This is a genomic window from Rhodococcus sp. DK176 (assembly GCF_038447315.2).
Lineage (GTDB): Bacteria > Actinomycetota > Actinomycetes > Mycobacteriales > Mycobacteriaceae > Rhodococcus_F > Rhodococcus_F jostii_A.
Genome location: NZ_CP118321.2, coordinates 340,756 through 358,512 on the forward strand (window position 1 = coordinate 340,756; position 17,757 = coordinate 358,512).

Annotated in this window: 17 protein-coding genes and 1 pseudogene; 9 read left to right on the top strand and 9 right to left on the bottom strand. The window is 61.6% G+C overall.

Annotation, left to right across the window (positions count from 1 at the left end; all coding sequences use genetic code 11):
- The first annotated feature begins 343 nt into the window (after positions 1-343).
- Positions 344-1,645: an MFS transporter gene (locus tag PSR88_RS01460; protein ID WP_016881126.1), complete on the top strand. Its 1,302-nt coding sequence runs from the start codon at positions 344-346 to the stop codon at positions 1,643-1,645.
- A gap of 71 nt (positions 1,646-1,716) precedes the next feature.
- Here the strand turns inward: PSR88_RS01460 and PSR88_RS01465 are convergent, their stop codons facing one another.
- Positions 1,717-2,457, bottom strand: a complete 741-nt coding sequence (locus PSR88_RS01465) for a GntR family transcriptional regulator (protein ID WP_011593587.1) — start codon at positions 2,455-2,457, stop codon at positions 1,717-1,719.
- A 370-nt stretch (positions 2,458-2,827) separates the two neighbouring features.
- Here PSR88_RS01465 and PSR88_RS01470 point away from each other — a divergent pair, with 370 nt between their 5' ends.
- The 5 genes from PSR88_RS01470 to PSR88_RS01490 all read left to right on the top strand — a co-directional run bounded on the left by PSR88_RS01470 (position 2,828) and on the right by PSR88_RS01490 (position 8,460).
- Positions 2,828-4,018: an acyl-CoA dehydrogenase family protein gene (locus PSR88_RS01470; RefSeq protein WP_016881125.1), complete on the top strand. Its 1,191-nt coding sequence runs from the start codon at positions 2,828-2,830 to the stop codon at positions 4,016-4,018.
- Positions 4,015-5,226, top strand: a complete 1,212-nt coding sequence (locus PSR88_RS01475; RefSeq protein ID WP_016881124.1) for a CaiB/BaiF CoA transferase family protein — start codon at positions 4,015-4,017, stop codon at positions 5,224-5,226. Before PSR88_RS01470 ends, PSR88_RS01475 begins: the two co-directional genes overlap by 4 nt.
- A 7-nt stretch (positions 5,227-5,233) precedes the next feature.
- Positions 5,234-6,211: an HpcH/HpaI aldolase/citrate lyase family protein gene (locus PSR88_RS01480; RefSeq protein ID WP_009472867.1), complete on the top strand. Its 978-nt coding sequence runs from the start codon at positions 5,234-5,236 to the stop codon at positions 6,209-6,211.
- Between the two features lie 30 nt (positions 6,212-6,241).
- Positions 6,242-6,745 carry a MaoC/PaaZ C-terminal domain-containing protein gene (locus PSR88_RS01485; protein WP_029538478.1) on the top strand — a complete coding sequence of 168 codons (504 nt, stop codon included), beginning with the start codon at positions 6,242-6,244 and terminating at the stop codon, positions 6,743-6,745.
- Between the two features lie 278 nt (positions 6,746-7,023).
- Complete coding sequence (locus PSR88_RS01490) at positions 7,024-8,460, top strand: aldehyde dehydrogenase family protein (RefSeq protein ID WP_016881122.1); 1,437 nt, start codon at positions 7,024-7,026, stop codon at positions 8,458-8,460.
- A 10-nt stretch (positions 8,461-8,470) separates the two neighbouring features.
- On the opposite strand, the gene PSR88_RS01495 is transcribed toward PSR88_RS01490, so the two are convergent.
- The 3 genes from PSR88_RS01495 to PSR88_RS01505 all read right to left on the bottom strand — a co-directional run bounded on the left by PSR88_RS01495 (position 8,471) and on the right by PSR88_RS01505 (position 10,570).
- Entirely contained in the window at positions 8,471-8,683 is a 213-nt protein-coding gene (locus PSR88_RS01495; RefSeq protein ID WP_157173910.1) for a hypothetical protein, read from the bottom strand.
- 704 nt (positions 8,684-9,387) lie between these two features.
- On the bottom strand, positions 9,388-10,179 hold the full coding sequence (locus tag PSR88_RS01500) for an enoyl-CoA hydratase (RefSeq protein ID WP_029538476.1): 792 nt from the start codon (positions 10,177-10,179) through the stop codon (positions 9,388-9,390).
- Between the two features lie 61 nt (positions 10,180-10,240).
- Positions 10,241-10,570, bottom strand: a complete 330-nt coding sequence (locus PSR88_RS01505) for a carboxymuconolactone decarboxylase family protein (protein WP_009472874.1) — start codon at positions 10,568-10,570, stop codon at positions 10,241-10,243.
- A gap of 45 nt (positions 10,571-10,615) precedes the next feature.
- Here PSR88_RS01505 and PSR88_RS01510 point away from each other — a divergent pair.
- From PSR88_RS01510 to PSR88_RS01520, 3 genes and pseudogenes are all read left to right on the top strand, one after another.
- Positions 10,616-11,013: pseudogene (locus PSR88_RS01510) on the top strand (DDE-type integrase/transposase/recombinase); the annotation flags it as partial.
- Between the two features lie 263 nt (positions 11,014-11,276).
- Positions 11,277-12,653: an adenylosuccinate lyase family protein gene (locus PSR88_RS01515; protein ID WP_237723909.1), complete on the top strand. Its 1,377-nt coding sequence runs from the start codon at positions 11,277-11,279 to the stop codon at positions 12,651-12,653.
- Positions 12,654-12,896: 243 nt separating this feature from the next.
- Positions 12,897-13,838: an LLM class F420-dependent oxidoreductase gene (locus tag PSR88_RS01520; protein WP_029538471.1), complete on the top strand. Its 942-nt coding sequence runs from the start codon at positions 12,897-12,899 to the stop codon at positions 13,836-13,838.
- 409 nt (positions 13,839-14,247) lie between these two features.
- On the opposite strand, the gene PSR88_RS01525 is transcribed toward PSR88_RS01520, so the two are convergent.
- The 5 genes from PSR88_RS01525 to PSR88_RS01545 all read right to left on the bottom strand — a co-directional run bounded on the left by PSR88_RS01525 (position 14,248) and on the right by PSR88_RS01545 (position 17,509).
- Positions 14,248-14,415: a hypothetical protein gene (locus PSR88_RS01525; RefSeq protein WP_016881117.1), complete on the bottom strand. Its 168-nt coding sequence runs from the start codon at positions 14,413-14,415 to the stop codon at positions 14,248-14,250.
- 317 nt (positions 14,416-14,732) lie between these two features.
- Positions 14,733-15,470 carry an IclR family transcriptional regulator gene (locus PSR88_RS01530; RefSeq protein ID WP_029538469.1) on the bottom strand — a complete coding sequence of 246 codons (738 nt, stop codon included), beginning with the start codon at positions 15,468-15,470 and terminating at the stop codon, positions 14,733-14,735.
- A gap of 109 nt (positions 15,471-15,579) precedes the next feature.
- Positions 15,580-16,026 carry a PaaI family thioesterase gene (locus PSR88_RS01535; RefSeq protein WP_037196368.1) on the bottom strand — a complete coding sequence of 149 codons (447 nt, stop codon included), beginning with the start codon at positions 16,024-16,026 and terminating at the stop codon, positions 15,580-15,582.
- Positions 16,027-16,220: 194 nt separating this feature from the next.
- A complete protein-coding gene (locus PSR88_RS01540; RefSeq protein ID WP_016881114.1) occupies positions 16,221-17,105 on the bottom strand; it encodes an alpha/beta fold hydrolase in 885 nt (294 codons plus the stop codon).
- The gene (locus PSR88_RS01545) at positions 17,102-17,509 is read right to left on the bottom strand and encodes a hypothetical protein (RefSeq protein WP_009472885.1); all 408 of its coding nucleotides are present in this window, start codon (positions 17,507-17,509) and stop codon (positions 17,102-17,104) included. The genes PSR88_RS01540 and PSR88_RS01545 overlap by 4 nt, the downstream gene beginning before the upstream one ends.
- Positions 17,510-17,757 lie beyond the last annotated feature (248 nt).

Sequence of the window (17,757 nt, forward strand, 5' to 3'; positions counted from 1 at the left end):
TCCCTGATGCCGCCTGCACGTTCACTACTTACTCATTCCTACCTGGCCTGTAGCGCAGAACACTTCGACCGTGGGCGAACGCGATGAGGCACCCTTGACAGAGTGTGATCCGAAGCACGATACTCATTTTCCGACACACTGTGCCGATATTCAGCACACCCGATATCGGCTTCACTGTCTACGCCCCTGTGACGGGCTCGCACCGATCGCAGATTTTCCCGATGCGATGGTCGAGTCACGGGTCCGGGGTCAGGCCCCTCCCACGAATGGAACGCCATCGGGCCACAGGCAGCCATTGCCCTCCACAATCACGAGCAACGCCTTCACAGAAAGACGCTTCGCAATGAAGATAGAAACATCCGACAAAGCGGCCATCTCGAACCCGAGGCGACAGCTGATCGCGGGCACTGTCGGACACTCGGTCGAGTTCTTCGATTTCCTCGCGTACTCCTACCTCGCGGTCTACTTCGCATCTTCCTTCTTCCCCTCTTCGGAGTCGGGACTGGTGCCGCTCCTGAGCGCATTCGGCGTCTTTGCCGTCGGGTTCCTCGCACGTCCGCTGGCAGGGCTTTTCATCGGACTGTTTGCAGATAGGTACGGCCGGCAGCGAGCCTTGAGCCTCACCATCAGCCTCATGGCCGGCGGCAGCCTGCTTGTCGCCATCTGCCCCACGTACAGCCAGATCGGTGTCGCCGCGCCCATAATCCTCACCGTTGCACGCATCCTGCAGGGATTGTCCGCTGGAGGCGAATACACGACGGCGGGTGCCTTCATCGTCGAATCCGCACCCGCCGGCCGACGTGGTTTCTACTCGAGCTTCATGTTCGTCGCCTCGGGTATAGGAAAGTTGACATGTCTCGCCTTCATCACGCTGTTCGTCGCACTCATCGGTGAAGATGCGATGCGGGACTACGGTTGGCGAATCCCCTTCGCGGTCGGCGCCCTGGCTGCGATCGTGGCCTGGTACATTCGCCGCGGGACGCAGGAAACGCTCGAGACCACCGCCTCCGACGAGGGCGCGGCACCGGTTAGCCGCAACCCGCTCAATGCCCTGCAGCGTTACCCCAGACAGTCCCTGATCGTGTTTGCTATCGCCACCGGAATGGGTGTTGGACAATATTTTTGGGCGACGTACCTGACTACGTACTTCCAGATCCAGAACGGCGCCTCTGCCACCACCGCAATGACGGTCGGCATCATCACGCTGATCCTCTACACACTCGCACAGCCGGTGGCCGGGTTGATCTCCGACAGATATGGACGTAAGCCGTGCATGTACGCATTCGGCGTCGGCACCGTCATCGTGACGCCTTTCCTGCTCTCGATAACAAGCTCGAACTTTTCGGTTCTGATATGCATTCAGCTCGTCGGGCTACTGCTGTTGAGCCTCTGCACATCGATCACGTCAGCTGTGATGGTCGAAAACTTCCCACCGCACGTACGAGTGAGCGGCCTAGGCTTTCCCTACTCGCTCTCGGTGGCAATCTTCGGCGGAACGGTCCCGCTTGTAGCCACTAGCCTAGCCAATGCCGGTTACTCCCAATATTTTCCGTGGTACATCGTGGCCACCGCGATTATTACGCTCCTGGGGGCCATAGCGGTACCGGAAACGTTCCGCAGCGACATTTCGGGCGAAGATTCCTGATCGACATTTCTCCCCCTGTTCACGGGATTCGCTCCTTCTCGGGCCGCCACTGGCGGCCCGAGAAGAACCCCTCAACTTCTGCCAATGGTGTTTCGGTAGGTGTAGTGCTCGGGCAGGTAGTAGCCGACCGCCAACTCGACTGCCCGACTGTCCGAATCGAGATACACGCGATCTGCGCGCAACAGCGGATGTCCGACGGGGCAGTCGAGGTGATGGGCGGTCTCCTCGGACGCCGGCGCCACGGTGATCGACTGCACGAGTTCGACAACGGGAGACGCCAGGTGAGGTTCCAGAAGACCGATGATCGTGTGCGCTCCGATCGCGCCCGGCTCCGTCGCCGCGCCGCCACACAGATGCTGCGCGTGCAGATCCGGCAGATGGACGGTCGTCATCGCGAACACGATCCCCGCGTACCGGCGTACATACGCGATCGTGGAGACGAAGTCATTGTCGAGGCGTAAACGGCTTGCGGCTTCGATATCGGCCCTACGTCGCAGAGGCGCAACGATTTCCGTGGTGGTGCCCGTGGGGAGATTGGTCAGTTCTTCAATCGGTCCGAGCCGCCGGAGGTGCCTACTCCCCAGTTCGGAGACGAACGTGCCCCTCCCCGGAACGCGATACACCAGGCCATCCGCCACGAGATCGTAGAATGCTCGCCTCACCGTCTGCCGACTCAACCCATACTGTTCGGCAAGTTCGAGTTCGGTGGGAAGCTGGCGACCACCGTGAAAGTGGCCTGCAGCGATTTGCTCGCGCAGCGCGTGGGACAACCGACGATGCGCCGGCGTTTGTTCGTTGTCACGGCCACCCATCAGCCCACACCGATCCGTTCCTGTCGCCCTTCGGCATCATCAGTCGCCGCGAGGTGCTGTCTTCGCAGGCCGATCCCTCTGGATCGGACGGAACCATGGTAGTCGATTGCAGCACGGTATTCCATATAGCGGCACACCACTTCGCGTCTCTGCGCACCCGGCAACCCTGCCCACAGCGCGAGCCCCGGCCGACATCGGAGAACCAGGACCGGACCGGATGTCGGTTGTAATATGCCATTGACCTGCATTGACAGCGTTTGGCGCCACCACTCACCAGAGGGAGGGTTGACCAATACGGCTACGGTGGGGCATCCTGATCCATATCGGAACACTGTGCCGTATAGAGGCACGGATGAAGGGTTGAAGCCTCATGACTGCTGTAGTTGACGACGTCGGTTCGTCAGGAGCCGGGTATCTCACCGACGAGCGCCTCGCGATCCAGGCGATGGCGCGAGAGTTCGCCGCCAAGGAAGTATTGCCCGTGGCGAACGAACTCGATCCGGTCAAGGGTGAGATTCCGATGGAACTGCGCCAGAAGATGGCCGAGCTGGGCTTTTTCGGTGTTCTGATTCCCGAGGAATACGGCGGGCTGGGCCTCGGGGTCTTCGAATACGCCCTGATCGTCGAGGAACTTGCCCGCGCGTGGATGAGCGTGTCGAGCCTGATCGCTCGCGGACAACAATTCACCGCGGGTTTCACCGAGGAACAGCGCCGCGAGTACCTGCCGCGGATGGCTACGGGCGATTTCCTCAGCGCCTTTGCCTTGTCCGAGCCCGATGCAGGATCCGATGTGGCAGCGCTGTCGACTCGGGCCCGCAGAGAAGCCGACGGGTGGCGGATCAGCGGCCAGAAGATGTGGTGCACGTTCGCCGACGGAGCCGACTACCTTCAGGTATTTGCCCGTACGTCACCCATTGACCGCGACCACCGATCGCGCGGTATCAGCTGTTTCATCATGCCGAAGCCTCGGGGTGAGCTGCCCCCGGGAGTGACGGGCACGCCGGTACGGAAGATCGGATATCACGGATGGAAGACGTGGGAGCTGTCCTTCGACAACGCCTACGCCGCTGGTGACTCCATGGTCGGCCCCGAAGGCGAGGGCTTCAAGGTCGCCATGGGCGATCTCGAGACCGCCCGGATTCATACCGCCGCCCGCGCCATCGGCGTGGCACGCGGAGCGCTCGAAGACTCCATTGCCTATGCGCGGCAACGCGTCCAGTTCGGCCGACCGATCGGCGAGAACCAGGCGATCCGATTCAAGATCGCGCACATGGCCACCGAGGTGGAGGCGGCCCGATCGCTGATGTACCGGGTGTGCACCGAGGTCGACGCCGGCCGGCGCAACACCGTGGAAGCATCGATGGTCAAGTACCTCGCCACCGAGATGGCCGAACGAGTGACCAGTGAGGCCCTGCAGATTCACGGCGGTGCCGGATACACCACGGATTTCGCCGTCGAACGGTACTGGCGGGATGCCAAGCTCACCAAAATCTTCGAGGGCACGTCGGAAATCCAGCTGAAGATCATCTCGGATTCGATCCTCGGAAGGCAGACACGATGACATCGCCGGTCGCCGGGCCACTGAACGATGTCGTGGTGATCGACCTGACGACCATGCTCGCGGGGCCCTTCGCCACTATGGTCCTCGGAGATCTGGGCGCCGACGTGATCAAGATCGAACCCCCTCATGGTGACTTCATCCGAGAGCAGGGACCGTTCGCACCGGATGACGAACTACGCGCATTCGGCGGGTATTTCCAGAGCGTCAATCGCAACAAGCGCAGTGTCGTTCTCGACCTCACCACCGAGGAGGGGCGCGCCTCGCTGCTCGAACTGGTCGCGCACGCCGATGTCGTCGTGGAGAACTTCCGCCACGGGGTCATGGACCGGCTGGGGCTGTCCTACGAGCGACTCCAGGAGAAGAATCCCCACCTGGTATATGCGGCGATCCGCGGATTCGGTGACGAACGCACCGGCAGCAGCCCGATGCGGGACTGGCCGGCGTACGACATCACCGTCCAGGCCGTCAGCGGCTTGATGGAAATCACCGGCGAGCCCGACCGCCCCCCGATCAAGACCGGTCCCGGTCTCGGTGACACCGTGCCTGCACTCTTCGCGGTGATCGGCCTGCTGTCGGCCGTGCACCGTGCACGCCGCGACGGAGTCGGCGGCTTCGTCGACGTGTCGATGTACGACGCCATGCTGGCCATGTGCGAACGCGCCGTCTACCAGCACTCCTACACCGGCGACGTACCGACCCGGCAGGGAAACAGCCATCCCCTGCTCTGCCCCTTCGATGTCGTGCCCGCCGCAGACGGGTGGGTCAGTATCGCCGCGCCGGGCAACAAACATTGGCAGCAACTCTGCGCGGTAATCGGGCGCCCCGAGTTGGCTACGGACGAACGCACAAGGGACAACGTCAGCCGACTGGTCAATCGTGACTTCACCATGTCTGCGGTGACCGCGTGGACAACCACCCGGACCAAGGACCAGATCGTGGAAACACTCGGCGGCAAGGTCCCGGTGGCACCGGTCAACACCGTCGAGGACATCTATGCGGATCCCCACGTGCGTGCCCGCAACATGTTGGTCGAGGTCGATCATCCCGGCGTGCCCCACCCGGTGACGATCGCCAACTCTCCGATCAAGTTCGCGGATGCGCCCTCGACGCATGTCCGGCGAGCACCGCTACTCGGTGAACATACCGATGAAGTGCTGGCCCAGTTCGACAACGCAACAGCTGCCCTCCAGCTCGAAGAAACAAGATAGGGAGATCATGTCCAGAACACAACGACCGCGGCGTTCCTGCCTCGCGGTTCCCGGTTCGAACCCGAAGATGATCGAGAAGGCGAAGGGTCTCGATTCCGACCAGGTCTTCCTGGATCTCGAGGACGCGTGTGCTCCACTCGCGAAACCTGGTGCGCGCAAGACCATCGTCTCGGCACTCAACGAAGGCGGGTGGGGATCGAAGATTCGCGTGGTGCGGGTCAACGATCTCACCACCCACTGGACCTATCGTGACGTGGTCGAGGTCGTCGAAGGTGCCGGTGAGAATCTTGACTGCATCATGCTTCCGAAGGTGCAGTCGGCTGCCCAGATCGCCTGGCTCGACTTCACTCTGACCCAGATCGAGAAGACCATGGGTTTCGAGGTAGGCCGAATCGGAATCGAGGCGCAGATCGAGGACGCCGCCGGATTGATCAACGTCGACGAGATCGCGGCCGCGTCGCCGCGTACCGAAACGATCATCTTCGGCCCGGGCGACTTCATGGCGAGCATCAACATGAAGTCGCTCGTGATCGGTGAGCAGCCGCCGGGTTATGGGGTCGGCGACGCGTTCCACTACCCGCTGATGCGGATCCTGATGGCCGCCCGAGCGAACGGGCTGCAGGCAATCGACGGACCCTATGTTCAGGTCCGTAACGTCGATGGCTTTCGCCGGGTTGCCGGACAGGCCGCCGCACTCGGCTACGACGGGAAATGGGTGCTGCATCCGGCCCAGATCGACGCCGCCAACGACACCTTCAGTCCCGCCCAGGCCGACTACGACCATGCCGAGAACATCCTCGCCGCGTACGAGTGGTTCACCTCCGACCAGGGCGGCCGCAAGGGCGCCGTGATGCTCGGCGACGAAATGATCGACGAGGCGTCCCGCAAGATGGCGTTGGTCATCGCAGGCCAGGGCCGCGCGGCCGGCATGGAACGACTCGATGTGTGGAAGCCGGAGATCGAGACCGTAGAGAGCGGTGTGTGAACAGTGACGACCACGGAGAAAGAGCAGAACATGCAGTTCGGACGGTACTTCGAGGATTTCGAAGTCGGAGCAATCTACAGGCATTGGCCAGGCAAGACCGTCACCGAATACGACGATCACCTGTTCTGCCTGCTGACGATGAACCACCACCCGTTGCACATCAACTCCCACTTCGCTCAGGAGACAACAGAATTCGGGCGCAACGTGGTCGTGGGCAACTACGTCTACTCGCTTCTGCTCGGCATGTCCGTACAGGATGTGTCCGGCAAAGCGATCGCCAACCTCGAAATCGAATCGTTGCGGCACGTCAAGCCGACGTTCCACGGCGACACGATCTATGGCGAAACCGAGGTCCTGGAAGTCACGCCCTCGAAGTCCAAGGACGACCGAGGCGTCGTGTACGTCGAGACCCGCGGCTACAAGCAGGACGGGCAGATCGTCTGCATCTTCCGACGCAAAGTTCTCGTACCCAAGCGAAGCTACGGCGACGCACGCGGCGGCGAACAGCCCGCTCGCCCGCTGCCGCACGTGTAGTCGACCCCGGCTGGGAGGGTTCCCGCCTACAACGCCCACAGCCGTTCTCACCGAAGCCGGATGGGATCTGCGGGTCGGCTGCGTGGTCCGCGGATCGACGAGTTCGTCCCTCCGATCTTCGATCCGGGCCGGGTGTTCCTCCGCTGGTGGGAGGACGCCCGGCCCTTGACAGAGATCGCGGGAACGAACCAAGCTATCAACAGAAACACTGTGCCATATATCGGCACGATCTCGGTGCGGCCGGTTACCCGGGTGCACCACTCGGAATAGGAAGCACAATGCGAGAGCGTTACGAAACGTTCGTCGGCGGACATGACGAGCGCAGTAAGAGTGGGCAGTACTTTTCCACTCGTGATCCCGCCACAGGCGACGTCATCGCCGAAGTCGCGCTCGGCGGCGCGGAGGATATCGAGGCAGCAGTTGCCGTAGCGCAGAGCGCCTTCCGCTCGTGGCGTGACACCCCGGCCGCCACTCGCGGTCGCATCCTCCTCGAGGTCGCCCGCACACTGCGTGAACACGCAGACGAACTGGCCCGAATCGAAACACTGGATACCGGTCAGACGTTGTCGCAGTCGAACGTGGACATCGAGACTGCCGCACGATACTTCGAGTACTACGGCGGGGCGGCAGACAAGGTACACGGCGAGACGATTCCGCTGGGACCCGACTACCTTTCGTACACCCGCAACGAACCGTTCGGCGTGATCGGCGTGGTCACACCCTGGAATGCGCCGATCAACCAGGCCGCGCGGGCCATCGCACCCGCATTGGCGATGGGCAACGTGGTGGTCCTCAAACCCGCCGAGGACACGCCACTGTCGGCACTCGAGATGAGCCGTCTCGCCGTCGAAGCGGGACTGCCCGCGGGCGTTCTCAACGTCGTCCCCGGATTCGGTGCTGATGCGGGAGCTGCGCTGACCGGCCACGACAAGGTCCGCAAGATCGTCTTCACCGGCTCGGTGGAGACCGGCCGGGCGATCATGCGGGCGGCCGCCCAACGACTGATTCCGCTGACTCTCGAGTTGGGCGGGAAGTCCCCCAACATCGTCTTCGACGACGCCGATCTCGACGCGGCCGCGACAGGCGCCTGGACCGCGTTCACCACCAAGGCGGGACAGGTATGTTCTGCCGGCAGCCGGTTGCTGGTGCATTCTTCGGTGCACGACGAGTTGGTCGATCGGCTCGTCCAGCACGCGAAGACCACGGTCATCGCGCCGGGCATCGAGGACCCGGATATCGGATCCCTGGCCACGCGAGGGCAGTTCGACAAGGTCCGCTCGTATCTTGAACTCGGGCCCAGCGAGGGTGCGCGTGTCGCGACCGGTGGACACGTCGCCGATACCGGGCGGCTGGGCCGTGGGTTGTTCATCGAGCCGACCATCTTCGTCGACGTCGACAACACGATGCGCGTGGCGCGCGAGGAGATCTTCGGCCCGGTGCTGACGGTGCTCCGATTCGATTCCGATGAGGAGGCGGTCGAGATCGCCAACGACAGCGACTACGGACTCGTCGCGGGGGTCTGGACCAGAGACCACGGCCGGGCTCATCGCGTGGCCGGCGCCATCGAGGCGGGGCAGGTCTTCATCAACCAGTATTTCGCCGGTGGTGTCGAAACCCCGTTCGGTGGCTACAAGTTGAGCGGTTTCGGCCGGGAGAAGGGCTTCGAGGCGCTCAAGCACTACTGCCAGCTCAAGACGATTACCGCACGGTTATGACGTCCGCAGATCACGTCTCTCGATGACTAAGTACGCCGACGAGACAATCAACGGGATAGATCGCAGCACCCATAAGCGGCGCAGTAGCTGGGGCGTCGACGGGAGTGCGCAATGCACCAAACCCGAGGAGGCCCGAGTCGTCCACAATGCCGATCGGCATCGCTTCGAACTCCGGGTTCGAGGAGAGCCGGTCGGCATTCTGGGGTATTTCGATCTGCGACACCTCACTGAACCGCTCAGGATCCAAGGCAATATCGGGCCCAGCCCGAGGACGTCGTGACGTTCTACTCGCACACGAGAGTCGTGGAAAGATCCGAAAACCGTGCATTCGCTGCCCTATTCGTGTAACAGGCGCTCGACCTCGCCCGCGACAACCGATGAAAGGTGCGACCGGTCTGCCCGTATGTTCGAAGTTCCTCGACGATCGCCCGGAATACGGCGATCTCATTGTTCGCCTGGACAGTAGGCGGGCGCGTCACACACCGCGACAACGCCCCGGTACAGAGCACAGCTCAGCACGGGGGGCGTTCTCCATCGCTGAGGCATTGTGGAAGAAATTTCCCAAGTAGTAGCGATCCGCTGGCATGTAGAAGCCACGGACCGCGACCCGGGAACCCCGTAACCCTGTCAATCCTCCCGATCGCGACTGACTTACCTCGTACCTACACGATCGCAGTGAACACCGCGCGATCGTCACGGCCGTCCCGTCCGGGCTCGCGGGGCACACCCCGCGAGCCCACCGTGATTTCCGCAGGTATGGCGCGATCGGGTGTTGTCCTGGGTTGCCCACTCCGATCCACTCCGCATGCCGCCCGCTTGTCGCCACCAAATCGGACGGACGGATGCCGGCATCTTCCGAATGACTAACCTACCCGCAGGCGAACCACGCTTCGCCCGGCTGTTGAAGGGTCGTGCCGAGACAGGCAGTCAGCGGTGTTGCCAGACAGGGGGACGTTTGGCGAGGAAGGCGGTAATCCCCTCCTGCGCATCGTAAGTGGTGGCATTCACAGCCATCGTCTCTTGCATCTGCCGGTACGCTTCGTCCTCGGACAATTCGATTTGCCGGTAGAAGGCTTCTTTCCCGGTAGCCAGGGTCAGTGCGCTCGCCCCCGCGACCGTTTCGGCCAACGATCGCGTTACCTCGGTCAGGGTTTGGGGTTCGGCGACGAGGTTGATCAGACCCCAGGTCTCTGCCGTGACCGCATCGATCATCTCACCGGTAAGGAGCATCCGTAGGACCCGCTTTCTGCCGATCGCACGGGAGAGTGCGACCATCGGTGTCGAGCAGAACAAGCCGATCTTGACCCCCGGAGTGCCGAATCGAGCCGTCGAGGACGCCACCGCCAGGTCACAGGCAGCGACGAGTTGACAACCCGCGGCGAGTGCCACACCCTGCACCGAGGCAATGACCGGTTGAGGAACGCGATGTATCGCCTGCATCATCTCGATGCAAGCAGCGAAGACCGCGCGTCCGTCATCGAGAGAGCACCCAACGAGTTCATTGAGATCGTGGCCGGCGGAAAATGCCGCCCCGCTCGCCTGGAGCACGATCACTCGGATCGAGTTATCGCCTCCCAACGCACCGAGAGCGTCCCAAATCCCTCGCATCACGTTCACCGACAGGGGATTACGACGATCTGGATCCGTCAGAGTGATCCAACCAATGGGTCCGTCGGCGCTGATGCCGATTGACGCCGAGCCAATTCTCGAGTCGGTCATCGTCTCCCTTTCTAAACCAGCAGCAGGACAATGCAGCCGCTGGGCGCTGATGGCACTCGGCCTAGCTGTTGCGGATACGCTCGGCGGACGCGAGGGACTTCAGGCCGTACACGACAGCACCTCCGGCTCTGAGACTGGCTGCGATATAGGTCGCCTCCGCCAACTCTTCATCGCTTGCACCGCAGGCGACGGCATCATTGGTGTGCACCTTGATGCATCCTTCGCACTGCGTGGTCAGTGCGACCGCCACGGCCATGAGTTCTCGGTATTTTCGGGGGATCTCACCGGGTCCGGTGAAGACCGAGGCATTGAAGGCGGCCAGCGCCTGCCCCATAGAGCTGGCTCGGTCACCGAGCGGCGCCGTGCGATGGTTGTGCGTCATCACAGTCATCAAGTTTCCTTCAGATAATGGCTCGAAGAGCGTTTCGAGACAACGGTCGCCAACGTCACCTTCGTGTGGACATTGGCCGAGTTCGTCTAAACCGCATTCTGCGTCGATGTCTTCTCCCGCCGAATTCTGGGTTGGCGGGTGATGACTACGAGGCCACGCCGTTGGTCAGCGGCGTCCTCGAGCAAGCGCTGTTCACGCGACGGAGGACTGATTTCCGTTTCACTCTAACAGGTTTGGTGCATCACGCGGATGCGGGCAGTCTGTACAGGTCGCTCGCGTTCACCGAGGCGTTGGTCGAATCCGGGATCACGGGCTCGATCGGCAGCGTCGCCGACGCCCTCGATAATGCCATGATGGAGTCGGCCATAGGGCTCTACATGACCGAGCCCATCCGCTGGGAATGGGTATGGACCGGACGGGCCGAAGCGGAGCGGGAGGCGGCCGAGTGAGTTCGCTGGTTCAATGCTCGGCATAGACCTGGGGCACCGTGGGAGCAGCAGCCAGATAGCTCAACCGTGGACAACATCAGATCGGCCATTGTGGCCCGACCAGCGACGCTATCTCCGACATACTGAAAACGGGAATTGACAACGCAGACTCGGTGTTGGACTATCAACACACGGCGTGCCGACTAGCGGAACAGCATGCCAATAGACAGAGCTGCGGCGCGGATCTCCTGCGCACAAACCGACACGAAGGCGGAACCATGGGCGTGGGACTTGACGATGACCTGCTACGTGACTTTTTCGGCAACGCCGAACAACGTGCGATTTTCGACGGACCGCAGCGACTGCAGGGGTGGCTGGATGTAGAGCGCGCTCTAGCACAAACTCAGGCTGAACTCGGAATCATCCCGGCCGAAGCTGCGCAGCGTATTTCAGCGCACTGCCAGAGCGATCTTTTCGATATCAATAAGCTGCGCCAACACGTCAACGCAACGCAACATCCAATCGTTCCGATGGTTAACGCGCTGGAGAAGTTGGTTGGCACAGAGTTTGGACAGTTCGTGCACTACGGTGCAACTTCTCAAGACATTATGGATTCCGGTCAAGCCCTTCAACTGCGTCAATCACTGCAGGGTATTGAGCGCGATGTAGCTGCAGCCACGAAGGCAGCCGCGTCGCTCGCTCTGAAACATCGCAACACTACTCAAGTTGGTCGAACGCATGGACAACACGCCGTTCCGATCTCATTCGGTCTGAAGGCCGCTACCTGGGTAGATGAGCTGCAGCGGTTGCAAACACGCATAGCAGAATCGCGCGATCGAATTCTCACAGTTCAGATCTTCGGTGCCGCCGGAAGCATGGCGGGGTACGGTGACCGTGCCTTCGAAGTAAAAGCGGGTGTGGCATCGCGGCTCGGCCTTACGGAACCAGTGGCACCCTGGCACGCGACTCGAGACCGCATAGCCGAGCTAGGTTCCTTGATGGCCCTCCTCGCTGGTGTATCCGAGAGGATCGCGGCAGAGGTGATTCGCCTGCAATCCACAGAATTTGGGGAACTGGTCGAGCCTCTCCAGCCTGGTCACATCGGATCATCGACGATGCCGCAAAAGCGAAATCCGCACCTTTCCGAAGGCATCGTAGCCAAAGCACGAATTGCGCAAAGCCTATCCGCTGGGCTACTCCGAAATGGCGCTCACCAGCACGAACGAGACATGGGGGCATGGGCTGTCGAGTGGGTGACTGTCCCTGAGTTGATGGTTGGATCTGGCGCGATGGCAGCCGATCTGAACCATCTGCTGGAAGGTTTGCAAGTAAATGCCGAGTGTATGCGAAGAAATGTCGGAATCACCGGGGGCCAGGTCAACGCCGAATCGCTGATGATGATTCTTGATTCATCAATTGGACGTGATCATGCCCATCACCTTCTTGTCGAGTTGACCCGATCCGCCGACCTTCAAAACCTGAACTTCTCCGAGGTTGCGACAGCCGATGAACGAGTAGCCTCCCACCTGTCGCAGGATCAGATAATGAAAGCTCTTGATCCAGCGCAATACCTAGGTTTCGCGCCCGAGGTGGCAGACCGCGTCAGTCGCGCGCTCACCGCTGAGGCGGAGGACCGACCCTCCATCAGCTCATAGCAATCCGACACCTGTTCAATCTTACGGCGAGCAGGCCAGCGACAGGAACGATCCACTCAACTTGTACGGCGTTCCAGAGAAGTTGATTTCGAGCGCACACTCGTGCCCTATTCGGTTCAACGAGGGCACGAGCGCGGGAAACCCACCGGCGGTCGTGACTACCTTGTCGCGCACACCACACAATATGCAGTCGAAACAAGGCCGAACGCAAGCGCTGGGCTGACGAATCGTAAGGAACAAGAATTGAAACTTGGACTTCGGATACCACAACGCGACAAGGTGAACCTTCGTCTAGACGTCACCGAGGTGGCTCAGACTGCGGAAAATAACGGATTTGAGAGCCTCTGGGTCTATGAGCGAAGCCTCTATCCACTAACGCCCGAGGAACCCTATCCATACTCTGATCCGCCCGGTGGCGATTGGCCATCCTATTATCGGCAAACCGCAGATCCACTCAGCGTACTTGCCGCTGCCGCGATGGTAACGAGTCACGTGCGTCTTGGGACGAGCGTGCTGATAGCCGCGCAACATATTCCTTTCCAACTGGCGAAAACAATAGCAACAATCGATCAGATCAGTGAAGGCCGATTCGTCGCGGGATTCGGTGCCGGATGGTCGAAAGACGAAATGCGTGCCGCAGGAGCGGATCCCAAGTTTCGAGGGCGCTACCTCGACGAGACGCTCGATGTCCTCGCGGCAGCATGGGGACCGGACCCAGTGAGCTACCAAGGACGACGAACGATCGTCAACAACGCTATCGTGGCCCCAAAGCCGGCGTCACGAGTGCCTGTTCTCATCGGGGGCGGAGGTACCCCCCGGACCATCGAACGAATCGCTTCTCGAGCCGATGGATGGCTGTCTATTCCCTTCGGCTCAAAAGGTTTCCAGGAGATCGAATCCACCTGGAACAAGATCCGCGAGCGGGCCGTCGAACTAGGTCGCTCCGCCGAACACCTCGAGCACATCGTCTGTGCAAATATAACTCTCACCTCCGAGCTCGCGGGGGCCGAACGCACACCTTTCGTCGGCACGCTTGACCAGATTGTCGAGGACGTCGTCGCTGCGTCGAAAGTGGGCGTCGACGAGCTGATCATCGATCTGAACCTTCAAGATCCTTGGTTCACCGAGAGCAGAAAAATGCTGGACACGGCACTCGAGATCTTCCACCGTGTAAACAAACGCTGAACATACGGTAGCCGATAAGATGTCGGGTTCTTCGGAATCACAATAGGGAGATATCGGCACGAGGCAGCGTGCATACCGGTCCCCTGATCGCGACCACAAGGGCCACCGGAAACGCCGCGGATCCCGTCGGCCACCGCGAAGGCCGCAATCGCCTTCGCCGCCCCATGGCCACCTCCGCCCATTGGCCATCATGGTCATTCGGTTTCATCGGACTGGCGTGGTTCAGCTATCGGTTACTGCCTACAACGAGGCCAAGGATGCCACAGAAGGTGCCGTTGGGAAACAGGCACAGGACGCAAACCCGGGAGCCAAAAGGACTCGTGATGCCGTACTTGATCGGAGTCGCGATCATCATCGTCACGCTGGCCTTCCTGCTACTCGAGACTTTCCGGCTGTATGGTCGCCGGGATCATTGCGTGATCACCGCGTAGGTGCCCGCTCGCAACTCGATCGAGGTACCCGTCGACGAGCCCGTGACAGCGGCCGAACCGATTGCCGGGTTCGCGATCAGGGCGAGAGCGGAGAATCCGGCGATCGCGCCGGCACAGACGATACGGCGCGTGATTGATGCAGCCACGAGAATGTGGCTTTTCGATTGTCACCGCGCCCCTGCGCACCGGTTGCCCAGGCGTCGCTTCCACCGATTGTGGTAACGATGCAGCTGTCCGATCCGGAAGCGTCTTGGGGACGACGAACCCCCGCTCCGATTTCATTACCGCCCGGCTTCGACGGGAAGCTTTCGCGGCTGCCCTTTGGCGCACGATGTTGGCGAGCTGACAGTCGACCCAGCAATCCGCGGCTGGTTCGATCGGCTACCGGGGCATCAGTCTGTCGTTGTGGTCGCCGCCAAAAAGCAAGCAAGGTGTGGAATCCGGTGACGCAGCGCTCGACGGATCAGAGCAATGAACTCACGTTCGCTGCAGTGTCGGAGACCTGCTTCCCCCACCAGGGCACACGATTCTCGTCGAAACGGGTCTCCGGCATCGAGATGCCGATGCCACCTACCGGGCATCCCCCCTCCCCCAGCACAGCTGCCCCGACGGCACATACTCCCATCCGGTTCTGATTGACGTTCACCGCATATCCGACGCGGCGGATCTCCTCGATCTTCTTTCGGATAGATCCGGGATCGGTGTCGGTCTGCGGAGTCAGTTGCTGGATGGGACTGGAAAGAATTCTGTCGACCTCATCGTCCGGCAGGCACGCCATGATCGCCATTCCCCCCGACGTGTGAGGTAGCTGCCATGTGCTGCCGACCTTGATGAAGGTACGAACCGCCTGATGGGAATCCATGCGTTCGATCTGAACCACCCGTTCCGCACCATCACGGACCTGGAGCGTGATGGTCTCGTTCGTCAGATCCCGCAGCTCACGCATCGGTTCGAGCGCGACCGTTCGCAAGTCTCCCTTGTCCCAGCCGCGCCTGCCCACGGCGAGCGCCCGCGAGGTGAGCTTCCATCGCGTGTACTCGCTCCCATCGCTGCGGATCCAGCCGGCGGATGCGAGCGCCTGAAGAGTCCGCTGCACGGTCGATTTCGGCAACTGAAGGGTGCGTGACAGTTCGCCTACTCCGACCGGCTGGCTCTCCGCCACAGCTTCGAGTACGCGCAAACCTCGTTCGATGCCTTGCACCTACTGTTCCTCTCCCTCGACCGCCGCTCCGCCGCGGTGCAACATTTCGTACTGTGCCGATTATCGGCACAGTATGTCGAAATGTCCAGTCTCGATGTCCGCTACCGGTTCACCGAAGGCGAATCTCGGCGGCCGCGCCGACGCCGACAGGCGGCGAACTGTCCGCGAGGATCTTGAAGACGCCCGTCGCCGTTGCCACCACCGAATCGTTCACCCGCAGGTCGGAGTCCGCGAAGACGATCGATGCCGTGCGCCGCACGATACGGGGTGAGCTCGTCAAGAGGTCACCGACCCGGACGATACCGAGGAAACTGACATTCAGTTGCACGGTCGCCATGTTCTGCGTGCCGGTCTCCGCGAGGGCGGTCGAACCGAGGGCTCGGTCGGCGAAGGCCATGATCAGGCCGCCCTGCACGACTCCTCGAAGGTTTCGATGTTTGGGTTCACACCGCAGTCCGTATTCCCGTGCACCGCCATCTCCGGGACGCAGCAGCAGTGGACCGATCAGCCCGATGAACCCACCGTCGTGCACCTCGTCCCATTCGACTTCGCTCACGCCCACCTCTACTTCTACTTCCATCCTGGCTTCGATCTTTCATACCCATCGAGTCGGGTCGCGATCTGATGGGCGGCGCGGAGCCGCCGACGGCGAGGTTGGAGGAACTCGCTCGTCGGCGGCCCGCGAGGTTGCGCGGGCCTCGTGCCTCGTGACCACCACGAGCACTGCCGGCCGCGCAACCCGTCAGGGGGTTACTGGGTAGCCGAGAGCACCTTCGACGGCACAGCCGAGTCACGGATTTCCCACAGCACCGGCTTGATGCACCGGAAGAACTGGGCTGCGTCCTCGCTCATCGGGAAGTGTCCGAGTCCCGCCATCGGAACGACCTTCGCACCCTCGATCTGCGCGCCGAGTTCCGCGGCCTCCTCCGGTCCCGTCGCGAAGTCGTATTCGCCGTTGAGGATGTACACGGCGGTCTTCGACGTATCGATGTTCTGTGCCGTTTCCCGAAGATCGTGCTCGACGCTGTAGTAGTGGAGATCACCCTTGAAGACCGGAGGGGATCCTTGGCTGTAGACCCAGGTCGTTTCCCTGCGGCCGACCTCGGGCGCCGTCGGCGAGGTGAGCGCGTACATCGCCGCGGGCTTGGAGTCGTTGCTGATCTCGGGGTGGAACCAGTAGTCGAGGTAGAAGCCGGGCGAATGCAGCGCCGCCTCGAGCGCGATCACGGCACGGAAGACGCCGGGGTTGTGCAGTGCCAGATCGGGGGCGAGGTTGCCGCCCATCGAACTGCCCATGTACACCGCGTCCTCGCAGTCGAGGGCCTCGGCCAGGGCAACGACGAACTTCATGAAGAAGTCCTGGGTCAGGTTGTACTCCTGCTCCCACCATCGCACCGAGAGCGGCGGCAGCGACCGCCCGTGATACGGCAGATCCCACGTGATCACGCGGAAGTGCGAGGTGATCTCCTCGTCCTCGAGGAGATGACGATACTGGCGGCCGTCACAGCCGGCGGTGTGCTGGAGAAGTAGCGGGATTCCGGACCCGCTCTCCTCGTAGTAGACCCGGTACTCGACGTCGTCGATCGTGAGATGGACGTACCGTCCGACCGCCTTGTCGAACTTCGTCGTGGTCATTTCGCCTCCTCGGCAACGTTGGTGTACGAACGCATGAAATCGAACACTCGTCTGAGCGCGGCGTAGTAGGCGAAGAACATCTTCATGTCTCCCCCATAGCGGAAGTTGTGCCGGGTGACCGCCGAGAAGAGGTCCTGATAGAACGGGCGAGGCACCCGCTGGAAGAACTTGCTCCATTCTTCGATCGGCGCCGAGATCTCGATGTCGTAGTTCCGCGCAACCGTCATGAGGTTGTTGCCCTCGGGCGGTGTCATGGAGTCGAGTCGACCGTCACGAATCACCAGCACGTAGGTTTCATCGCCGATCTCCAACCGGACGATGGCGTTCCAGAAGCGCGCCGCAATCTTGAATTCGGGATCCAAGTTGAGCGCCTCTGTGAACCTCTCCGTGTCCACAAATGGCATGGCCTTTCCCTTTCCAGTAAGTCGCTATTCGACCTGCGATCACACGCGGGCGGCGTGGGGTTCGCGAGACATGGCGGCCGCGAGCCACCCCTATCGGGGACTGTGCCGTTCAGCGGTACGCCGTGTCAGTTTCGAGTATGTGTACTGCCTCACAATTTGTCAATACGCTGACGTGGACCTCCGTTGCCCGAGCTCGCCACACCCCACCCAGCGCCGAACGGCATCGCTCGGAGACGCGAATACTCCCT